This is a genomic window from Amycolatopsis sp. cg9 (genome assembly GCF_041346945.1).
Taxonomy (GTDB): domain Bacteria; phylum Actinomycetota; class Actinomycetes; order Mycobacteriales; family Pseudonocardiaceae; genus Amycolatopsis.
On the sequence record NZ_CP166850.1, the window covers coordinates 7,276,673 to 7,293,720 of the forward strand.

The window sequence follows — 17,048 nt, forward strand, 5'->3', positions numbered from 1 at the left end:
AAGGTTCAGCCCGGCCTAGGTGTGCGTGCCGCCGTCCACGCGGATTTCCGTGCCCGTGATGAACTCGCCGTCGTCCGAGGCCAGCATCGCCACCACTCCCGCGACCGCCTCGGGGCGGGCCACCGGGTTGCCGACCTCCGTGGCCAGTCCCGTCGGGAGGATCGGCAGCAGGCGCCCGAACAGCGTGAAGTCGACGTCCTGGGGCAGCCAGCTCGCCGCCGAGTCCGTGATCCCGCTCTTCACGCTGCCCGGTGCGACGCTCACCGCGCGCAGGCCCTGCTTGGCGTACTCCAGCGCCAGCGAGTGCGTGAACGCCTGGATCCCGCCCTTGCTCGCGCAGTACGCCGCCATGTACGGGTGGGCGAAGGAAGCCGACGTGGAACTGAAGTTCACCACCACGCCCTTCCGCGAAGCCAGCAGCGCCGGCAGGGCCGCGCGGGTCACCAGGAACGTGCCGGTCAGGTTCACCGCCAGCACCCGGTTCCACAGCTCCAGCGAAGTCTCGTGGGTGTGCGACGCCAGCAGGATGCCGGCCGCGTTCACCAGCACGTCGAGGCCGCCCAACGTCGCCAGCGCGGAAGCCACCCCGGCGGCCACCGCGGCCTCGTCCGCGACGTCCATCGCCAGCGTCTCGAGCGCGGCCGAGGCGGGCAGGTCGTCGAGGCCCTTGACGTCGGTGGCGACGACCCGCGCCCCCTCGTCGAGCAGGCGGAGCGTGGTGGCCCGGCCGATGCCGGAACCGGCGCCGGTGACCAGGACCCGGCGATCGCGCAGGCGTTCCATGGCGATCACCGTAGCCGCAGAACTACAGCTCGGGCACCCTTTCGGCCACCGGTGGCGGGCCCGGCGGGGTGCCGTCACCGAACGGGCGGCCGCCGAGCTGTTCGCGGTCGTGCGGGGTGAGCCAGCCCGAGACGTCCGGGCCGAGCGGGACGATCCCGGTCGGGTTCACGTTCTTGTGCACCACGTAGTAGTGCTCCTTGATCTGCGGGAAGTCGATCGTGTCGCCGAACCCGGGCGTCTGGAAGAGGTCGCGCGTGTAGGCCCACAGCACCGGCAGCTCGGTGAGCTTCTGCCGGTTGCACTTGAAGTGGCCGTGGTAGACCGCGTCGAAGCGGACGAGTGTGGTGAACAGCCGGACGTCGGCTTCGGTGATCGTGTCGCCGACGAGGTAGCGCCGGTCGGCGAGGCGCTCCGACAGCCAGTCCAGCCGGGCGAACAGCTTGCGGTAGGAGTGCTCGTACGCCTCCTGGGACCGGGCGAAGCCGCACTGGTAGACCGCGTTGTTGACGTCGGTGAACACCTTCTGCGCGACGTCGTCGATCTCGTCGCGCAGCTTCTCCGGGTACAGCTCGGGCGCGCCGTCGCGGTGGTACGCCGTCCACTCGGTCGACATGTCGAGGGTCATCTGCGCGAAGTCGTTGGTGACGACCTGGCCGGTCGGCACGTCGACGAACGCGGGCACGGTGATGCCGCGCGGGTAGTCCGGGTCGCGCTTGAAGAACGCCTCCTGCAGCCGCTCGATGCCGAGCACCGGGTCGCGGCCACCGGGATCGAGGTCGAAGCTCCAGCTGCGCTCGTCGTGCACCGGCCCGGCGATGCCCATGGACAGCACGGGTTCCAGGCCCAGCAGCCGCCGGACGATCACCGCTCGGTTGGCCCACGGGCAGGCGCGGGCGACGATCAGCCGGTACCGGTCCGGCTCGACCGGCCAGCCGTCGCGGCCATCGGCGGTGATGCGGTCCGGGAGGTAGTTCAGGTCCCGCTGGTACTCGCCCTTGTCGCTCATCGCGTCCTCAGCACTCGTCGGTCGGGGGAGCGGCGTCGAGCGCCGCGGCCAGCCGGGCCAGCACCGGCCCGGCGGTCCGGATGTCTTCGGCGCTCAGGTGGTCGAACACCGAAGCCCGGACGCGGGCCAGGTGGCTCGGGTAGGCCGCCTCCAGTCTGGCCAATCCGGCGTCGGTCAGCACGGCGTTGGACGCGCGCCCGTCTTCCTCGCAGCGCCGCTTCTCGACCAGCCCGCGGCGGGTCAGGTCGTCGACCACCCGGCTGATCCGGCTGAGCGACAACGCCGTCGCCGCCGCCAGCGCGGAGATGCGGAGCAGGCGATCCGGTGCTTCGGACAGCGCGACGAGCACGCCGTAGTCGCTGATCGTGAGGCCGGTCTCCGGCAGGAACTGGTCTTCCAATGCGCGCGGCAGCACGGTCGTGACGCGGATCAGCGACCGCCAGAACGCGGCTTCCCCGGTGTCGAGCGCGGACAGATCACCCATACCGGCGACTCTACCGAAAGCTTGCTTGCGCAACCAGTAAAAGTGAGTACAGTGTCGTTGAACCCTCAATCACCCGGGGGACGCCACCACGAGGAGAGAAGACCAGCGATGACCAGCGCGACCACCTACCCCCAGCTGACCGGCGAATACACCCTCGACGCCGCCCACTCGCGGATCGGGTTCGTCGCCCGCCACGCGATGGTGACCAAGGTGCGCGGCAGCTTCAACGAGTTCACGGGTGCCGCGACGATCGACGGCGACGCGCCGGAGAAGTCGAGCGTCCAGGTGACCATCCAGGCCCACAGCATCGACACCCGCAACGCGGACCGCGACGGGCACCTGAAGAGCAACGACTTCCTGTCGATGGACGAGTACCCGCAGATCACCTTCACCTCGACCGAGATCAAGCAGACCGGCGAGACCTCCTTCGACGTCACCGGTGACCTGACCATCAAGGACGTCACCCGCTCGGTGACCGTCCCGTTCGAGTTCGAGGGCTCCGCGAAGGACCCGTTCGGCAACGACCGCATCGGCTTCGAAGGCTCCACCACGATCAGCCGCAAGGACTACGGCATCACCTGGAACGCCGCCCTCGAGACCGGTGGCGTGCTGGTGAGCGACAAGGTCACCCTCGAGTTCGAGATCTCCGCGATCAAGAACGCCTGACTTCGGGAGCGGGAACCGGGCTCACCGGTTCCCGCTCGCCCGCAGGTTCTCGATCCCGACGTCGAGCGCCGCTTCGAGGTGATCGATGCGGCCGGTCGAGAGCATCACCACCACGCCGCCCTGGATCCCGGCCAGCAGAGCGGCCGCGGTGCGTTCGGCGTCGGTGTCCGCGGCGACCTCGCCGGCGGCCTGCAGGTGGCGGATGCCGGCCGCGATCTCCCGCCGCCACTGCTCCAGCATCTCGCCGACGACCTTCTGCGCGCCGGGGGTCGCGCGGCCCAGCTGTGAGATGAGCACGTTGAGCGGGCAGTGCTGGCCGCGTTCGGTGTAGTGCGAGACGACCGTGTCGCGCCAGCGCCGCCACGCCGCCCACGACGTCAGCCCGCCGAGCTGGGGCTGCTGGGCCGCGATGACCTGATCCGCTTCGTACCGGGCCACCTCCAGCAGCAGGTCTTCCTTGCCGCCGGGGAAGTAGTGGAAGAGCTGGCTCTTGCTCGTGCCGGTCCGCGCCCGGATGTCGTCCAGCGTCGTGACGGCGACACCGCGCTCCCGGATCTCCTGCGCCGCGCCTTCGACGATGCGCTGCCGCGTCGCGGCGCCCTTGGCGGTCAGCTGCTTGTTGACTGGACTCACGGGTCCAATCTAGTCCGTTCGGGCGATTTCGGCCCGGCGAGGTGTCGGCGGCCCCGGGAACGGGGAATCGTTTTCCCGGCCGGGGAGGGAATCATGCTGCTGGACAAGTTCGTCTTCGACGGGGAGCCCGCGCAGGTCCGCCGGGTCCGCGCCTGGGTGCGCGAGCGCTTGGCCGCGGCCGAAGAGGTCCCGGACGAGGTCGCGGCGGACGTCGTGCTGATCGCGGGGGAGCTGGCCGCGAACGCCGTCCGCCACGCGAGGGGACCGGTGCGCGCGCTGCTGACGTGCGCGGACTCCGCGGTGTGGATCGGCGTCGAGGACGCGGGCGGAGCGGCGTGGTTCGACCCGGCGGCCCCCGACGTGGCCCCGGTCGGCACCGGACTGGCGCTCGTCGCCGCGTGCAGCCGACGGCGGGGCCACTTCCACCGCGCGGACGGCGGCAAGACGGTCTGGGCGGAGATCCCGATCGGCACCTGAGCACGGCCCGGCAAAGTCAAGACGGCGCTCCTGGCCCGGTGACAACAGCTCCACCAAGGTCGCGAATGACTCATTGGGGACCTCCGAGGTCCCCAATGAGTCATTCGCGACACCACAGCAGCAGCCGGAACCACCCGACTTCCCCGGGAACACCAGCCTCACAGAGTCGTGAACGACCCTTTCACCTCACCCGACGTCATGAACGACCCGTTCACCACATCTCGGCGACGTCAGCAGGCCCCGGGGGGGCACGACATTGCCGGGACCCTGTCGTCGGGCGCGGTGAACGACCCTTTCATGACACCCGGAGCCGGGCGCGGTCAGTGCGGGGTGTTGCGGGCGTACTCGGTCAACGCGCTCCGGTTCTGCAGGTTCGACTTCGCCATCAGGCTGGCCACGTGCTTCTCCACCGTCCGCGGCGAAATGTGCAGCCGGCGGGCGATGTCCTTGTTGCCCATGTTGTCCGCCAGCAGCTGCAGCACCTCGTACTCGCGGACCGTCACCCCCGCCGAGCGCAGGCCCGCCGGGAGGCGATCCGAACCCGTGCGGCGCTGGCCGACCGCGACGCCGGTCTTGCGCAGCAGCCCGCGGCACGCGCTCGCCACCGCCGTCACGTCCGCCTGGTGGAAGTACTCCTCCGCCTCCTTGAGCCACGTCACCGGGTCGCCCCAGCCGTCGGCCGCGGCGGACTCCGCCACCATGCGCAGGCCCAGGTGCCTGCTCATCGGGAACGGGGTGGCCGCTTCGATCGCCGCCGCCACCGCTTCGTCCGCGCGGTCCGGTTCGCCGGCGCGGCCGTGGTGGACGGCGTCGCCCAGCAGGACGAACTGGCGGTTCCAGCGCATGCCGCTCACCGCCGCCGGGGGCCGGGCCGGGGGCGCGGTGCCGTCGAGCGCTTCGAACAGCAGCCGCAGGCCGTGCTGGCCCGCCAGGTGGAAGCGGCTCGGCTGGCGTTCCTCCAGCGCCAGCACCTGCGCGAGCTCGCGGCGGGCGCGCTCGGCGTCCTCCTCCAGCAGTGAGCAGAACACCTGCGCCAGCCCGACGCTCAGCACCAGCTCCTGCGCGCTGGTGCCGCCCTCGGCGCGGAAGTCGTCGAGGGCGGCTTCCATCCGGGGCCGGTCCGCCTGGTGGGCGGCCACCATCGCGCGCGTCATGTGCGTGTATTGCAGCAGCGCCACCAGCCGGAGCCGGCCGAGGACGGCGAGGTTCTCGTCGAGGATCCGCTCGGCTTGCGCGAACTCGCCGCGCATCACCGCGTGCACCGCGCGGCTGGCGTCGACCGCGCAGGTGAGCGTGATCGCGCCGGTGCGCTGGGCTTCGGCGCGAGCCAGGTCGAACGTGCGGACGTCGCCCTCGGCGAGCATCCGGTGCCCGCCGAGGCGGACCAGCACCTGGGTGCGCAGGTGCGTCAGCTGGTGGCGTTCGGCCAGCCGCCGCGCCAGCTGCAGGTAGCGCTCGGCTTCCGCCAGGTCGGTCTCCAGCGCCACCATGCCGAGCACCTGCAACGCCTGGCACGACACGAACGGCACGCCGGCCCGCTCGGCCACCTGCCACGCCTGTTCGGCGAGCTTGCGGGCGCGTTCGGTGTGCGCCGGGCCCGGGATGTCCAGCCACAGCGTCGCTTCGACGGCGTCGAGGCCCGCCTTCTGCTCCTCGGTCATCTCGCCGCCGAGCGGGGCGCGGGCCTGCTCGATCTGGTTGAGGCACTCGTCGTGCCGCCCGCCGATGTAGGCCGCCCACGCCAGCTGGATGTGCAGGTCGACCGCGCGCTCCAGCCGGCCGATCTCCGCGAAGCGAGCGGAGAACTCGACTGCCCGGTCGAACTGCCCGGTCTGCCCGAGCGCGTGCAGCAGGGACTCCAGGGCGTCGGCGCGGTCGTCCGGGTTCGCCGTGGCCATCAGGTCGACGGCGCGGGTCAGCATGGTCACCGCGGAGTCGGCGGCGCCGCCGTCGAGGGCGCGGCGGCCGGCTTCGGCGAACAGCCGGCCGGCACCCGGGTGGTCCAGCGCCGTCAGCCGCAGCGCCGCGGCCAGCGCGCACAGCTCGCCGGGCAGGCCCGGGTGCAGCTGCTCGACGGCGTCCGCGGCCCGCCGCGCCAGGTTCGCCTTCGTCGACGGCACGAGCCGGGCCAGCAGGGCTTCCGCGGTGAGCGGGTGGCGGAAGGCGTACCAGCCGGGCGTCGTCTCGTCGGTGGTGACCAGGTGCGCGGCGACGCTCGCGCTGATGTGGTTGTGCAGCATGCGGTCGTCCATGTCGGTGACCGCCTGCACGACCGACAGCGGGAACCGCCGGCCCAGCACGGCGGCCACCGACAGCAGCGTCTCGCCGTCCGCGCCGAGTGCGTCGACGCGCGCGGCGATGCTGCTGATCAGCGCCTCCGGGACGCGGGCCTGCAGTTCGCCGACGACCTGCCAGCCGCCCGGGCCGCCGACGAGCAGGCCGTCGGTGACCATGCCGTGCAGCAGTTCTTCGACGACGAACGGCACGCCCTCGCTGTTCTGCCACAACAGGTTCGCGACGGCGGCCGGCACCGCCGACGGCTCGGTTTCCAGGCAGGCGGCGGCGAACTCGCGGGTACTCGCGGCGTCGAGCCGGGTCAGTTCGAAGGTGCGGCTGGCCGAACGCTGCGCCGCCGCGGTCGCCAGCCGGAGCGCCTCGCCCGGTTCGTTGCGCAGGGTGCCGATCAGCATCACGCGGCTCGACGCGAGGTTGTCGACGAGGTACTCGACGATGAACAGGGTCTCGGCGTCCGCGTTGTGCAGGTCTTCCAGGACGATCAGGCAGCCGGTTTCCCGCCCCGCCACCGACAGCAGCCGGAACACGGCCTCGGCGAGCACGAGGAGGTTGCCGTTGTCGTGGGGGCGGTCGCCGCGGTACCAGTCGGGCACGAGCCGGGCGAGCACCGGCACGAGCGGGTCGAGTTCGGGCGCCGCCGGCGGGTGGCCGCCCCGGAAGTGCGAAAGCAGGGCCTCGGCCAGCGGCCGGAACGGGACCATCGGCCCGATCGAGCTGGCTCGTCCGCGCAGCACCGGGAGCCCGGTCGCCAGTGCCCGCGCGGCGACGTCGGCGGCGAGCCGGGACTTCCCGATCCCGCCCTCGCCGACAAGGAAGAAGGCCCCACCGTGGTCGGTGCGGGCCTTCTCCAGGGCCTGGGACAGTGCGCCGAGCTCCCTGTCGCGCCCGATCAGGCGCGTCGATCGGATGCCCATCGCGGTCACTATAACCGGACGGACCCCCTCCGGGCGTAGGCCGAAATGCCGACGCCCGGGTCCGTCTCACTATCCGGGGAACGCACCCGTGACGACCGTGATGTCCATCGTCGTCAGGGAGTTCTGGCTGACCCGCGCCGCCTTGCCGGACAGGGCGTGGTTGCGCGCGCCCGTCCGGACCGACGTCGGAAGGGTCAAGTCGCCGATCGGGTTGTCCGCGCCGGCGAAGTCGTGCTCGGTCATGCAGGTGGCTCCACTCTCGGTAGTCGTACGGGGCGAAACGGAAGCTGTTCGGCGCTGAAGCTATTCAACGAAGGCGACGGTGAAGACCGGCGTGATGTCGAGGGTGCTCAGGCTGTTCTGGCTCAGCCGCGGCGCCTGGCCGGACAGCGCGCGGTTGCGGGCGCCGGTGCGGGTGGAGACCGGGAGGGTCAGGTCGCCGACGGGGTTCTCGGGGACGTCGTGCTCGGTCATGGCTTCGCTTTCGGTGCCGGGGGACGGGGGGAAGGAGTCAGAGGGCGAAGGTGCCGTGGGTGACGACGGTCGGCGAACCGAGCGTGTCGAGCGTGACGCCGGACAGCCGGGGCCGCGTGCCCGCGAGCGCCTGGTTGCGGGAGCCGGCGTGGTTCGCCCGCGGGAGCACCAGGGCGCCGACGGTGGCTTCGGCGGTCTCGGTCGTGGTTTCGCGCATCGGTGGTTCTCTCCTCGTGAGGTGGGGCGGGGGTGATCAGCGGGTCGGGGGTTGCAGGAGCAGGGCGGACGGGACGCGGGGGCCGAAGCCGAGGCGCAGCAGGCCGTACCCGATCCCGGCCAGGCCGGTCAGCAGGCCGGGGGAGGGCACGCCGTCCGGGGTGCCGCAGCGCGCGCCGTCCTGTTCGACGGCGGTCAGCAGCAGGCCGGTCCGGGTGGCCAGCGCGGCCTGCGCGCCGGCGTGGCCGGTCTCGGCCAGCACGCCGAGGACGTCGGTGATGCCGGTTTCGCCGTGGCACAGCGACAGGTCGCGCAGCGGCTCCTGGGCGGCCAGGCGCCGGACCTGCTCGTCGAGGCCGCCGAGCACGTCGGGGTCACCGGCGTAGGCGAGCACCTGGCCGGCGAGGCCGGAGCACCAGCCGTGCCCGGTCGCGGGCTTCGCGGGCGGCAGGGTCGCGGTCTCGCGCGGGTGCCCGGACAGCGCCCAGTCGACGCCGGCCGCGCCGTGCGCGAACCCGGGGTCGGCCAGGTCGGGGTCGATGGACCGGCTCGCGAGCTCGGCCGCGTAGGCCCCGGCGAGCACGGTGGCCGGCTCGAGGCCGGTCTGCGCGGCGACCGAGCGCAGCGCGACCAGGCCGCCGGCCAGCCCGGTGGTGAACCGCGGTGACGTCCGCGGCGTCGGGGCCGGCATCACCGCGACCGTGCGGGCGCAGAGGTCGAGCAGGTCCGGCCGGTCGAGCAGCCGCGCGAGGCGGGCCGCGGCGTAGGCGACCCCGCCGAGCCCGAGCAGCCCGCCCGGCCCGGCCGCTTCGGCGAGCTCCGGGTCGGCTTCGAGCGCGGAAACCAGCGACGGCAGGCCGGACAGCGCCTTCCCGGCGAGGTCCCGGTAGCGGTCGATGCCGGTCAGCTCGGCGAGCTGGGCGAGGAACAGCGCCACGCCGGGGTAGCCCTCGCCGAGCCCGCCGCCCATCGGCAGCACGGTCCAGTACTTCTCGTCGACGAGCTCCAGCCCGACCCAGTTGACCCGCCCGCCCGCGGTGCAGGCGCGGGCGATGATGGCGTCGGCGACCCCGCACGCGGCCGAGAGCAGGTGCGCGGGCTCGGGGGCCTTGCTCGGCAGGATGCCGTCGCTGACCCCGCTCCCGGCGTGCGTCTCGGCGTCGGGCCGGGTGGCCAGTGCGGCGGAGATCAGCCACTCCTGGTCGCGGCGGTCGATGGTGGTCATGCCGGCGACCTTCGCCCGCACCGACGCCAGCGGCGTCGTGCCGAGCAGGCCGGCCAGCCGGTTGCCCTCGGTGTCCCGGATGTCGGCGGAGCCGGGCTCGCCGGTGAACATCGGGACGTCGCCCGCCCACAGGTCGGTCAGCTCGGCGGCCACCAGCTCGCGGCGGACGTCGTCGGTGCTGTCGTCGTGCAGCAGCCCGAACGCTTCGTCGCGCGCGGCCGCGTCGGCCAGCAGTGACGGGTGCGTGGTCTCGTCGAGCAGCCGCGTGTAGAAGCTCGTGGGGCGGACCAGGACGCGGATGCCCGCGCCGGCGCAGCTTTCCAGCAGCGCGGCGAACTCGGTCGCGCCGGCGGCGATGGCGTCGTACCCGGCGCGGAACCCGGCCAGCAGCGCGGCACCGTGCTCGGCCGGCTCGACGTCGACGCCGCCGAGGGTGGGCCGGTTGACGCCGGTACCGACACCCCCGGGCACCCGGACCAGCCGCATCCGGTCGGTGCCGGCGTCGAGCCAGTCGACGCGCTCCAGGGCCGGGGCCGCGGCGCGGCCGCCGCCGAGCCCGGAGATGTCGACCGCGCCGTGCTCGCCGACGATCATCTGCGGCAGCAGCATGGTCCGGTGCACCGAGCGGGCGAGCAGCTCCGCGGCCGGGTCGGTTTCGGTGCTTTCGGCCGGCAGCACCGGCTGGAACAGCGTTTCGATGTCGATCAGCACCGGCTGGTCACCGGCCGCGATGATGTTCTCGAAGTGCACGTCGGTGCCGTCGAGGGCGTGCAGCAGGGCGAGCAGCACGCCCTGGCGGCGGTAGAAGCGGTCGATCTCGGTGAGGTCGGCGCACGGCCGGTGCTCGACGAACCGCAGCCAGCCGTAGCCGGGCCGGTTCAGGACCTCGACGGTCGCCAGCTCCAGGCCGGGGACACGCGGGTTGAGCCAGCCCACCAGCGCGGTGAACGCCGTGTGCAGGTCGAGCGGGCGCGGCTTGTAGACGACCCGCGCGCCGCCGGCGAACCGAAGTTCGCGGACCGCGCGGCCGCGCTGGTGGGCGTCCCCGGTGCCGCCGGTGACCTCGACCAGCGGGCCGGGGTCGGTGCCGACGAACGCGGCGAGGGCCACGCGGTCGGCGTCGAAGCGGCCCAGCAGCTCGGTGGCGGCGGCGATCGCGTGCAGCGACGCCTGCGCGGTGAGCCGGGCGAGCACCGGGTAGCGGTGCAGCAGGTCGGTCAGCCCGGCGGGGGTGCCGGTCCGGCGGACGAAGTCGGCGAAGCGCGCTTCCGGGGTTTCGCCCTCGAGGATCGCCTTGTGCCGCGCCCGGCCGAGCTCCAGCACCAGGGTGCGGGCGGCGAGGCCGGCCAGCTGGTGACCGAGCTGCGCGGCGCAGCCGTCCGCGACCGGCCCGGCGTCGACGGCGGGCGAACCCGCTGCGGCACCGGCGATCGCGGCGCGGGCCGCGTCGGTGAAGGGGCGGAACACCGCGGCGAACGCCGTCCGCCAAGCCGCACTTTCACGTGAAAGCTCCGACCAGGGGGCCGCACTTTCACGTGAAAGTGCGGCCTCGGCGAAGTCCACCCACGCGGGGCGGGTGCCGCCGGGGCGCCGCTCGTGCGGGGTCAGCCCGGCCGCCCACCAGGTGGGCGGGAGCGTCGTGGTCGCCGGGTTCGGCTGCGGGGGAATCACGGGATCGAGCATGCCAGCGGGTGACGCGGACCACATGGGGGTGCTACGCCCGCATTCCCGCGCGGCATGGGGGCGTTCTGGGGGTTCATGGGGGATCGGGCGGGGAAACGCCTGGTCGCGGCGTGGGGGATTGCGCCGTTCGGACGTGGCGGTTGCGCCGTCCGGCGGGCGGGTCCGACAGGGGTTCCCGCGGGGGCGACGGGGCGCGATCCCCCATGCGGGGCACTGCCGGCACACCGGACTCCGCGCCTCATGCGCGCGGCCGCGACGCCCGCGCGCGAGGCGGACCGGGGGGGCGGGACCGGCGGGGGAATGCGGGGCCGCCGCACCCATGTGTGCCGGGCGCCGGGCGATGACGATTCGTCGTGAGAAGTTCGCGGCCCGCACCGCGGACGTTCCCCGAACGCACAGGGAGCGACGCACGATGACCACCTTCCAGATCGAGCAGACCCCGGACCGGCCCGCCGTGTCCGCGGGGCCCCCGCTGAAGTTCGTCCTGTCCAGCGTCGAGTCCGACTCGCACATGTGGAACCTCGTCGCCCTCCAGCTGATCATGGAGGAAATGGGCCACGAGGTCGTCAACCTCGGTGCCTGCGTCCCGGTCGGGCGGCTGCTGGCCGCCTGCCGCGACGAGCGGCCGGACTGCCTGGTGATCAGCACCATCAACGGCCACGGCCACGTCGACGGCGCCCGGGTGATCTCGGCGCTGCGGTCCGACGCCGTCCTGGCCGGGCTGCCCGCCGTGATCGGCGGCAAGCTCGGCGTCCACGGCGACGCGAACAGCGCGCTGGAGGCCGAGCTGCTGGCGCTGGGCTACGACGCGGTCTTCCACGTCGGCGCCGGCGACTCCGGCCAGGCGATCGAGTCCTTCCGCGAGTTCGTCGCCGCGAACATCCGGACCTTGCGGTGACCGCTGCCCGGTCGGTGTTCAGCGCGTTCGTGGCCGAGCACCGCCGCCGCCGGACGCTCGTCGTCCAGCCGCGGATGGGGTTCTCCGACCCGGCCGCGATGCGCCGCGGGCTGCGCGCGGTGGCCGGCGCCGGGGTCCCGGCGGTCGGCACCGTGACGCTCGACAGCTACACCCGCACCGGGCAGCACGACCTCGCCGCGATGTCCGTCCAGTCCGGGGTCCCGCTCAACGGCTACCCGCTGGTGGCGCTGGGCGCGGCCGTCACCGCCGAGCTGGTGGCGGACCTGCCCGGGTTCCCCGTCCAGGTGCGCCACGGCTCGGCGCAGCCCGAAGACATCTTCGCCGTGATGCTCGAAGCCGGCCTCGACGCGTCCGAAGGCGGGCCGGTGTCCTACTGCCTGCCCTACAGCAGCGTGCCGCTGCGGACGGCGGCGAAGTCGTGGTCGCGCTCGGCGACCCTGCTGGCCGGGCAGGCCGTGGACTGCCACCTGGAGAGCTTCGGCGGCTGCATGCTCGGGCAGCTGTGCCCGCCGGGCCTGCTCGTCGCGTTGTCGGTGCTGGAGTGCCTGTTCTTCGCCGAACACGGCGTGCGCAGCGTGTCGGCCAGCTACGCGCAGCAGACGAGCCCGGAGCAGGACGCCGAAGCGCTGTGGGCGATGCGGCGGCTGTGCGCCGAAGAACTGTCCACTGTGGACCACCACCTGGTGCTCTACACCTACATGGGGCTGTTTCCGGAATCCGCGGCCGGGGCGCGGGAGCTGGTCGCCGAGAGCGTCCGGCTGGCCGTGCGCACCGGCACCGAGCGGCTGATCGTCAAGACCACCGCGGAAGCGCACCGGATCCCGACCGTCGAGGAGAACGTCTCGGCGCTGCAGCTGGCGCACGCGACCGCGCTGGAGCAGCCCGCCCCGGCCGCGCCGCCGGGCGAGACCGAGGTGTACGCCCAGGCCCGGCTGCTCGTCGACGAGGTGCGCTCGCTCGCCCCGACGCTGGCCGAGGCGCTGCCGGCGGCGTTCGAACGCGGCCTGCTCGACGTCCCGTACTGCCTGCACCCCGACAACGGCGGCGAAACCCGGTGCGTGCTCGACGACGAAGGCCGCCTGCAGTGGTGGCACACCGGCCGGATGCCGCTGCCGCCGGCGCTGGGCGGCCGCCGCGGCCACGACCGGGTCAGCGCGACCCGGCTGCTCGCCGACCTGTCCTACCACCGCCGAAGGCTCGACCCGGTCCTGTCCTGAACCGCCCGACCAGCTGGGAGTGAGAACGCCATGGAGTACACCGATCCGCCGGACCCGCGCACGCACCTGACCGCGGAGCGCACCCGGCACGTGCTGGGCCTCCAGCACAAGCTGCTCGCCGAGGCGCGCGCGTTCCTCGGCGCCCGCGGGTTCACCGAGCTGCTGCCGCCGGTGATCGGCCCGGTCACCGATCCGGGCGGGCGCGGCGCGAAGCAGGTGGACGTCGACTTCTACGGCCACCGCTACAAGCTGATGACCAGCGCGATCCTGTACAAGCAGGCGTCGCTGCTCGGCTTTTCGAAGATCTTCTACGTGGCCCCGAACGTGCGGCTCGAGCCGCTGGAGACGGCGAACACGAGCCGGCACCTGGCCGAGTTCCACCAGCTCGACGTCGAGGTCGCCGGTGCCTCCCGCGACGACGTGCTCGACCTGCTGCAGGACCTGGTTGCGCACGTGGTGCGCCGGGTCGTCGAGGACGCCGGCGACGTGCTGGAAGCGCTCGGCCGCGACTCGGGCGCGTTCACCGACCTGCTCGGCGGCGCGTTCGGCCGCCTGACGCACACGACCGCCGTCGAGACGCTGCGCGAGCTCGGCCACCCGCAGAGCGCGGACGCCGAGATCGACTGGGCGGGCGAGGCGATCCTGTCGGACAAGCACGCGCGGCCGTTCTTCCTCGTCGACTACCCGAAGGGCTCGCGCGGGTTCTACGACCGGGAAAGCACGTCCACGCCGGGCGTTCTGCGCAACTTCGACCTGATCGCGCCCGAGGGGTACGGCGAGCTGTGCAGCGGCAGCGAGCGCGAGCACGAGTACGGCCGGATCGTGACGCGGATGCGCGAAACGGGGGAGAACCCGGCGAAGTACGCCTGGTACCTCGACCTGGTCCGCTCGGGGATCCCCGGCAGCGCCGGCTTCGGGCTGGGCGTGCAGCGGTTGACGCGGTACATCGCCGGGCTGGACGCGGTGTGGCAGGCGACGGCGTTCCCGAAGCTGCCGGGGGTGGTCTCGCCGTGACCGCGCTGAGCGCTTCCGGTTTCCCCGCCGAGCAGGTCCGGGCCCGGGCCCGGATCGGTGCCGCGGCGGTCTTCCCGGACGCTTCTTCCTACGGGACCGCCTTGTTCGGCGGGTCGCCGGCCGATTCCGCGGACCTCCTGGAGTCGGCGCGGCTGGTGCCGCCGGTGTTCGTCCCGCGGCGGCTGGAGAAGCTGATCGAGCTGGGCCGCGAGCCGCTGTACGGCGACGTCTCGCTCTCGACGTCGATCGGCGGGTTCGCGTCTTCGCTGCCGGTGTACCTGTCGGCGTTCGGCTCGACGCAGGTGGCGGGAGCCGGCCTGGGCGCGGCGGCCTCGGCGCAGGCCGCGCGGCTCGGCATCCCGATGGTGATCGGCGAGAACGTCGTCCCGGTGCACGGCCACGGCCGGACCGGCGGACCGGCGGCGGGCACGTTGCTGGAGCGCCTGCGGGCCTACGGCGACGAGGTCCCGGACGGCCTCGGCGGCGTCGTCGTGCAGCAGAGCACGGAGGACGCCGACGCGGAGGTCTGGAACCTCGTGTATTCGGACCCGTCGGCGGCGGCGCTGCTGGCGTCCGGGCGGCTGGCGTTCGAGCTGAAGGTGGGGCAGGGCGCGAAGCCGGGGCTCGGCGGGATGACGCTGGTGGATCCTTCTGTCGCGGCTTCGCTCGCTTCGTTGTACGAGGTGGACCTGCCGCTGGGGTCTTCGGTGCTGCGGAGCAGCTCGCCCGGGACGTTCACGCCGGAGATCCTTCGGCAGCAGATCCGCTTGATGCGCAACAACTTCCCGCGCGCGAGGGTGTGGGTGAAGCTCCCGCCCGGCCGCGACGTCGCCTCCGCGGCTTCGGTGGCGTGGGAGGCCGGCGCCGACGCGGTGACGGTCGACGGCGCCGAGGGCGGCTCGGGCTGGACGCCGTTGTCGTTCGCTTCGGTCGGGCTGCCGCTGGCGGAGTGCCTGACCCGCATCGGCGCCCCGGCGGGCTGCCTGCTGGCCTCGGGCCGCATGTGGGAGGGCACGCGGGTGGCGAAGGTCCTGGCCCTGGGCGCGCGAGCCGCGGGCCTGGGCCGGGCGGCGCTGCTGGCGGTGGACACCGACCCGGAGTCGGGCCTGGTGCGGTTCGCGGAGGCGCTGGCGCTGGAGCTGCGGATGCTGATCAGCGCACTGGGCCAGTACCAGCCGGACGCGCTGACCCCGGAGGACGTGTGGTTCCCGGGCACGCCCGCCCGCGAGCGCGAAGAGGTCCTGTCATGACGCGCCGGGCCGTCGGTCGTTGCGCTGGTTCGAAGGTCTTGAATGACTCATTCAGGACCTCCGAAGACCGGAATGAGTCATTCAAGACGTCGGGCGCGCCGGCGATCGGTGGTGCGTCGTGACCGCGGTCGACGAGCCCCGCGCCGCGGCGGGCGGTGTGCCCCGCACTGGGGTGGCAGACCCGAGCGCTGCGGAGGCCGGGCTGCGCGCCACGGTGGCCGGATCGGCCGCGGCCGCGGCCGGGCCGCGAAGCGTGGCGGCCGCCCCGGGCGGTGCGTCCGCCGGGCCGGGCATCGCGGTGGCCGCGCCCGAGCCGGCCGCGCTGAGCGTCACCGAGGCGTCGGAGCCGGGCGACCTGCCGCGTGCCACACCAGGCACCGCGGCCAGGTCGCGAGCCCTTCCCGCTCCCTTCCTCGGCCTCGTCCTCGCCATGGGGCTGTCCTCCTTCGGCGACGCGGTCTGGCTCATCGCCCTCTCCGTCACCCTCGTCGGCACAGCCGGTCCCGCGCTCGCCGGCCTGGTCCTCGCCCTCGGTTCCCTCCCCAAGGTCCTCACCCTCCTGGTCGGCGGCGCCGTCGCCGATCGGACCGGGCCGCGGCGGGTCCTCATCACCACCGATCTCGTGCGGGCCGGGGCGATGCTCGGTGGGGCGGCCGCCGTCCTGGTGGTCGGGGCCGATGTTCCGCTCCTCGCCGGGCTGATCGTCGTCATGGCCGTTGCCAGTGCCTTCTTCATCCCGGCCTCCGACGCGCTCCGCCCGAACCTGCTGCCGCCGGAACACCTCGTGCGCGGCAACGCCGTCTACCTCGCCGCCGTGCGTGGGGGGCAGGCTGCCGGTGGGGCGCTCGGGTCGTGGCTGGCCGGGCTCGGGGGGCTGGTCACCGTGGCCGCCGTCAACGGGGTCAGCTTCCTCGTCTCCGCGCTCGCCGCCGGGAACACCAAGACCCTGGCCAAGGCCGAGCCGCGCGAACGCGTCAAGGTCCGGCAGCTCGCGAAGGACGTCGGCGAAGGCTGCCGCTACGTCGCGAAACGGCCTGCCCTGCGGACCGCCATGATCGTCACCGGGCTGCTCGAACTCAGCGGGGCCGGGCCGATCAACCTCGGGCTCGTCCTGCTGGGCGGGAACCGCGGCGCGGGCTGGCTGCTCACCGCCATGACGCTCGGCGCCTCCCTCGCCTTCGTCGTGTCGGTCAAGTGGCCGCCGCGGGAGAAGGCCGGGCGGCTCGCCACCGCCGGGCTCGCCGCGCAGGTCGGCTGCCTCGCGCTGCTCGCCACCGGGTCGCTCGCCGTCGGGATCGCCGCCTTCTTCGCCCTCGGGCTCGTCGCCGGACTGACGGCGCTCGTGCTCGTCAGCCTCGCCCAGCGGTGGGCCGCGCCGGAGATGCGCGGGCGCGTGATGTCGATCCTCGCGCTGTTCACCCTGGCCGCCACGCCGGTCGGGAACCTGCTCATCGGCGTCCTGGTCGAGGCGCTCGGCGTCCCGCTCACCATGTTCGCCCACGCCGCGGTCGCGCTCGTCGCGCTCGCCCTGCTCGTCGCCACCCCGGCACTCGGCCGGGCCGCCCTCACAGAGGAGAAGTAACCATGAGCAATCCCTTCGAAGACGAGAACGGCACCTTCCTGGTCCTGGTCAACGCCGAGAACCAGCACTCGCTCTGGCCGTCCACTGTGGACGTCCCGGCCGGCTGGCGGGCCGTGCACGGCGAGGACACCCGCGCCGCCTGCCTGGAGTACGTCGAAAAGAACTGGACCGACCTGCGCCCGGCGAGCCTCGTCGCCGCGATGCGCTGAC

17 protein-coding genes are annotated in these 17,048 nt (G+C 73.3%); 8 read left to right on the forward strand and 9 right to left on the reverse strand.

Annotated elements, in window-relative coordinates; all coding sequences use genetic code 11:
• Nucleotides 1-15 precede the first annotated feature (15 nt).
• From AB5J73_RS34015 to AB5J73_RS34025, 3 genes are read right to left on the reverse strand one after another with little or no spacing between them, the layout of a single operon-like run.
• A complete protein-coding gene (locus tag AB5J73_RS34015; protein ID WP_370962876.1) occupies nt 16-783 on the reverse strand; it encodes an SDR family NAD(P)-dependent oxidoreductase in 768 nt (255 codons plus the stop codon).
• A 22-nt stretch (nt 784-805) separates the two neighbouring features.
• Complete coding sequence (locus AB5J73_RS34020) at nt 806-1,789, reverse strand: glutathione S-transferase family protein (protein WP_370962877.1); 984 nt, start codon at nt 1,787-1,789, stop codon at nt 806-808.
• A 7-nt stretch (nt 1,790-1,796) separates the two neighbouring features.
• Nucleotides 1,797-2,273, reverse strand: a complete 477-nt coding sequence (locus AB5J73_RS34025) for a MarR family winged helix-turn-helix transcriptional regulator (RefSeq protein ID WP_370962879.1) — start codon at nt 2,271-2,273, stop codon at nt 1,797-1,799.
• 108 nt (nt 2,274-2,381) lie between these two features.
• Between AB5J73_RS34025 and AB5J73_RS34030 the strand changes: the two genes are divergently transcribed.
• Complete coding sequence (locus tag AB5J73_RS34030) at nt 2,382-2,939, forward strand: YceI family protein (protein ID WP_370962881.1); 558 nt, start codon at nt 2,382-2,384, stop codon at nt 2,937-2,939.
• Between the two features lie 21 nt (nt 2,940-2,960).
• On the opposite strand, the gene AB5J73_RS34035 is transcribed toward AB5J73_RS34030, so the two are convergent.
• A complete protein-coding gene (locus AB5J73_RS34035) occupies nt 2,961-3,572 on the reverse strand; it encodes a TetR/AcrR family transcriptional regulator (protein ID WP_370962883.1) in 612 nt (203 codons plus the stop codon).
• A gap of 93 nt (nt 3,573-3,665) precedes the next feature.
• Here AB5J73_RS34035 and AB5J73_RS34040 point away from each other — a divergent pair, with 93 nt between their 5' ends.
• The gene (locus tag AB5J73_RS34040) at nt 3,666-4,049 is read left to right on the forward strand and encodes an ATP-binding protein (RefSeq protein WP_370962884.1); all 384 of its coding nucleotides are present in this window, start codon (nt 3,666-3,668) and stop codon (nt 4,047-4,049) included.
• A gap of 320 nt (nt 4,050-4,369) precedes the next feature.
• Here AB5J73_RS34040 and AB5J73_RS34045 read toward each other — a convergent pair whose 3' ends face one another.
• The 5 genes from AB5J73_RS34045 to AB5J73_RS34065 form a co-directional block, all read right to left on the reverse strand.
• Nucleotides 4,370-7,258, reverse strand: coding sequence for a helix-turn-helix transcriptional regulator (locus AB5J73_RS34045; RefSeq protein ID WP_370962885.1), 2,889 nt, complete (start codon nt 7,256-7,258; stop codon nt 4,370-4,372).
• Nucleotides 7,259-7,327: 69 nt separating this feature from the next.
• Nucleotides 7,328-7,501, reverse strand: a complete 174-nt coding sequence (locus AB5J73_RS34050) for a hypothetical protein (protein WP_370962887.1) — start codon at nt 7,499-7,501, stop codon at nt 7,328-7,330.
• Between the two features lie 60 nt (nt 7,502-7,561).
• Nucleotides 7,562-7,732 (reverse strand): hypothetical protein, encoded by a 171-nt coding sequence (locus AB5J73_RS34055; protein ID WP_370962888.1) that lies wholly within the window; start codon nt 7,730-7,732, stop codon nt 7,562-7,564.
• 37 nt (nt 7,733-7,769) lie between these two features.
• Nucleotides 7,770-7,949 carry a hypothetical protein gene (locus AB5J73_RS34060; protein ID WP_370962889.1) on the reverse strand — a complete coding sequence of 60 codons (180 nt, stop codon included), beginning with the start codon at nt 7,947-7,949 and terminating at the stop codon, nt 7,770-7,772.
• Nucleotides 7,950-7,985: 36 nt separating this feature from the next.
• On the reverse strand, nt 7,986-10,844 hold the full coding sequence (locus AB5J73_RS34065; protein WP_370962890.1) for a type 2 lanthipeptide synthetase LanM family protein: 2,859 nt from the start codon (nt 10,842-10,844) through the stop codon (nt 7,986-7,988).
• 424 nt (nt 10,845-11,268) lie between these two features.
• Between AB5J73_RS34065 and AB5J73_RS34070 the strand changes: the two genes are divergently transcribed.
• From AB5J73_RS34070 to AB5J73_RS34095, 6 genes are all read left to right on the forward strand, one after another.
• The gene (locus tag AB5J73_RS34070) at nt 11,269-11,754 is read left to right on the forward strand and encodes a cobalamin-dependent protein (RefSeq protein WP_360780650.1); all 486 of its coding nucleotides are present in this window, start codon (nt 11,269-11,271) and stop codon (nt 11,752-11,754) included.
• Nucleotides 11,751-12,992, forward strand: a complete 1,242-nt coding sequence (locus tag AB5J73_RS34075) for a methylaspartate mutase (RefSeq protein ID WP_370962891.1) — start codon at nt 11,751-11,753, stop codon at nt 12,990-12,992. Before AB5J73_RS34070 ends, AB5J73_RS34075 begins: the two co-directional genes overlap by 4 nt.
• Nucleotides 12,993-13,022: 30 nt before the next feature.
• Nucleotides 13,023-14,006: an asparagine synthetase A gene (locus tag AB5J73_RS34080; RefSeq protein WP_370962892.1), complete on the forward strand. Its 984-nt coding sequence runs from the start codon at nt 13,023-13,025 to the stop codon at nt 14,004-14,006.
• Nucleotides 14,003-15,256 carry a glutamate synthase-related protein gene (locus tag AB5J73_RS34085; protein ID WP_370962893.1) on the forward strand — a complete coding sequence of 418 codons (1,254 nt, stop codon included), beginning with the start codon at nt 14,003-14,005 and terminating at the stop codon, nt 15,254-15,256. The genes AB5J73_RS34080 and AB5J73_RS34085 overlap by 4 nt, the downstream gene beginning before the upstream one ends.
• A gap of 118 nt (nt 15,257-15,374) precedes the next feature.
• Nucleotides 15,375-16,838, forward strand: coding sequence for an MFS transporter (locus AB5J73_RS34090; protein ID WP_370962894.1), 1,464 nt, complete (start codon nt 15,375-15,377; stop codon nt 16,836-16,838).
• Between the two features lie 2 nt (nt 16,839-16,840).
• The gene (locus AB5J73_RS34095) at nt 16,841-17,047 is read left to right on the forward strand and encodes an MbtH family protein (RefSeq protein WP_370962895.1); all 207 of its coding nucleotides are present in this window, start codon (nt 16,841-16,843) and stop codon (nt 17,045-17,047) included.
• Nucleotide 17,048 lies beyond the last annotated feature (1 nt).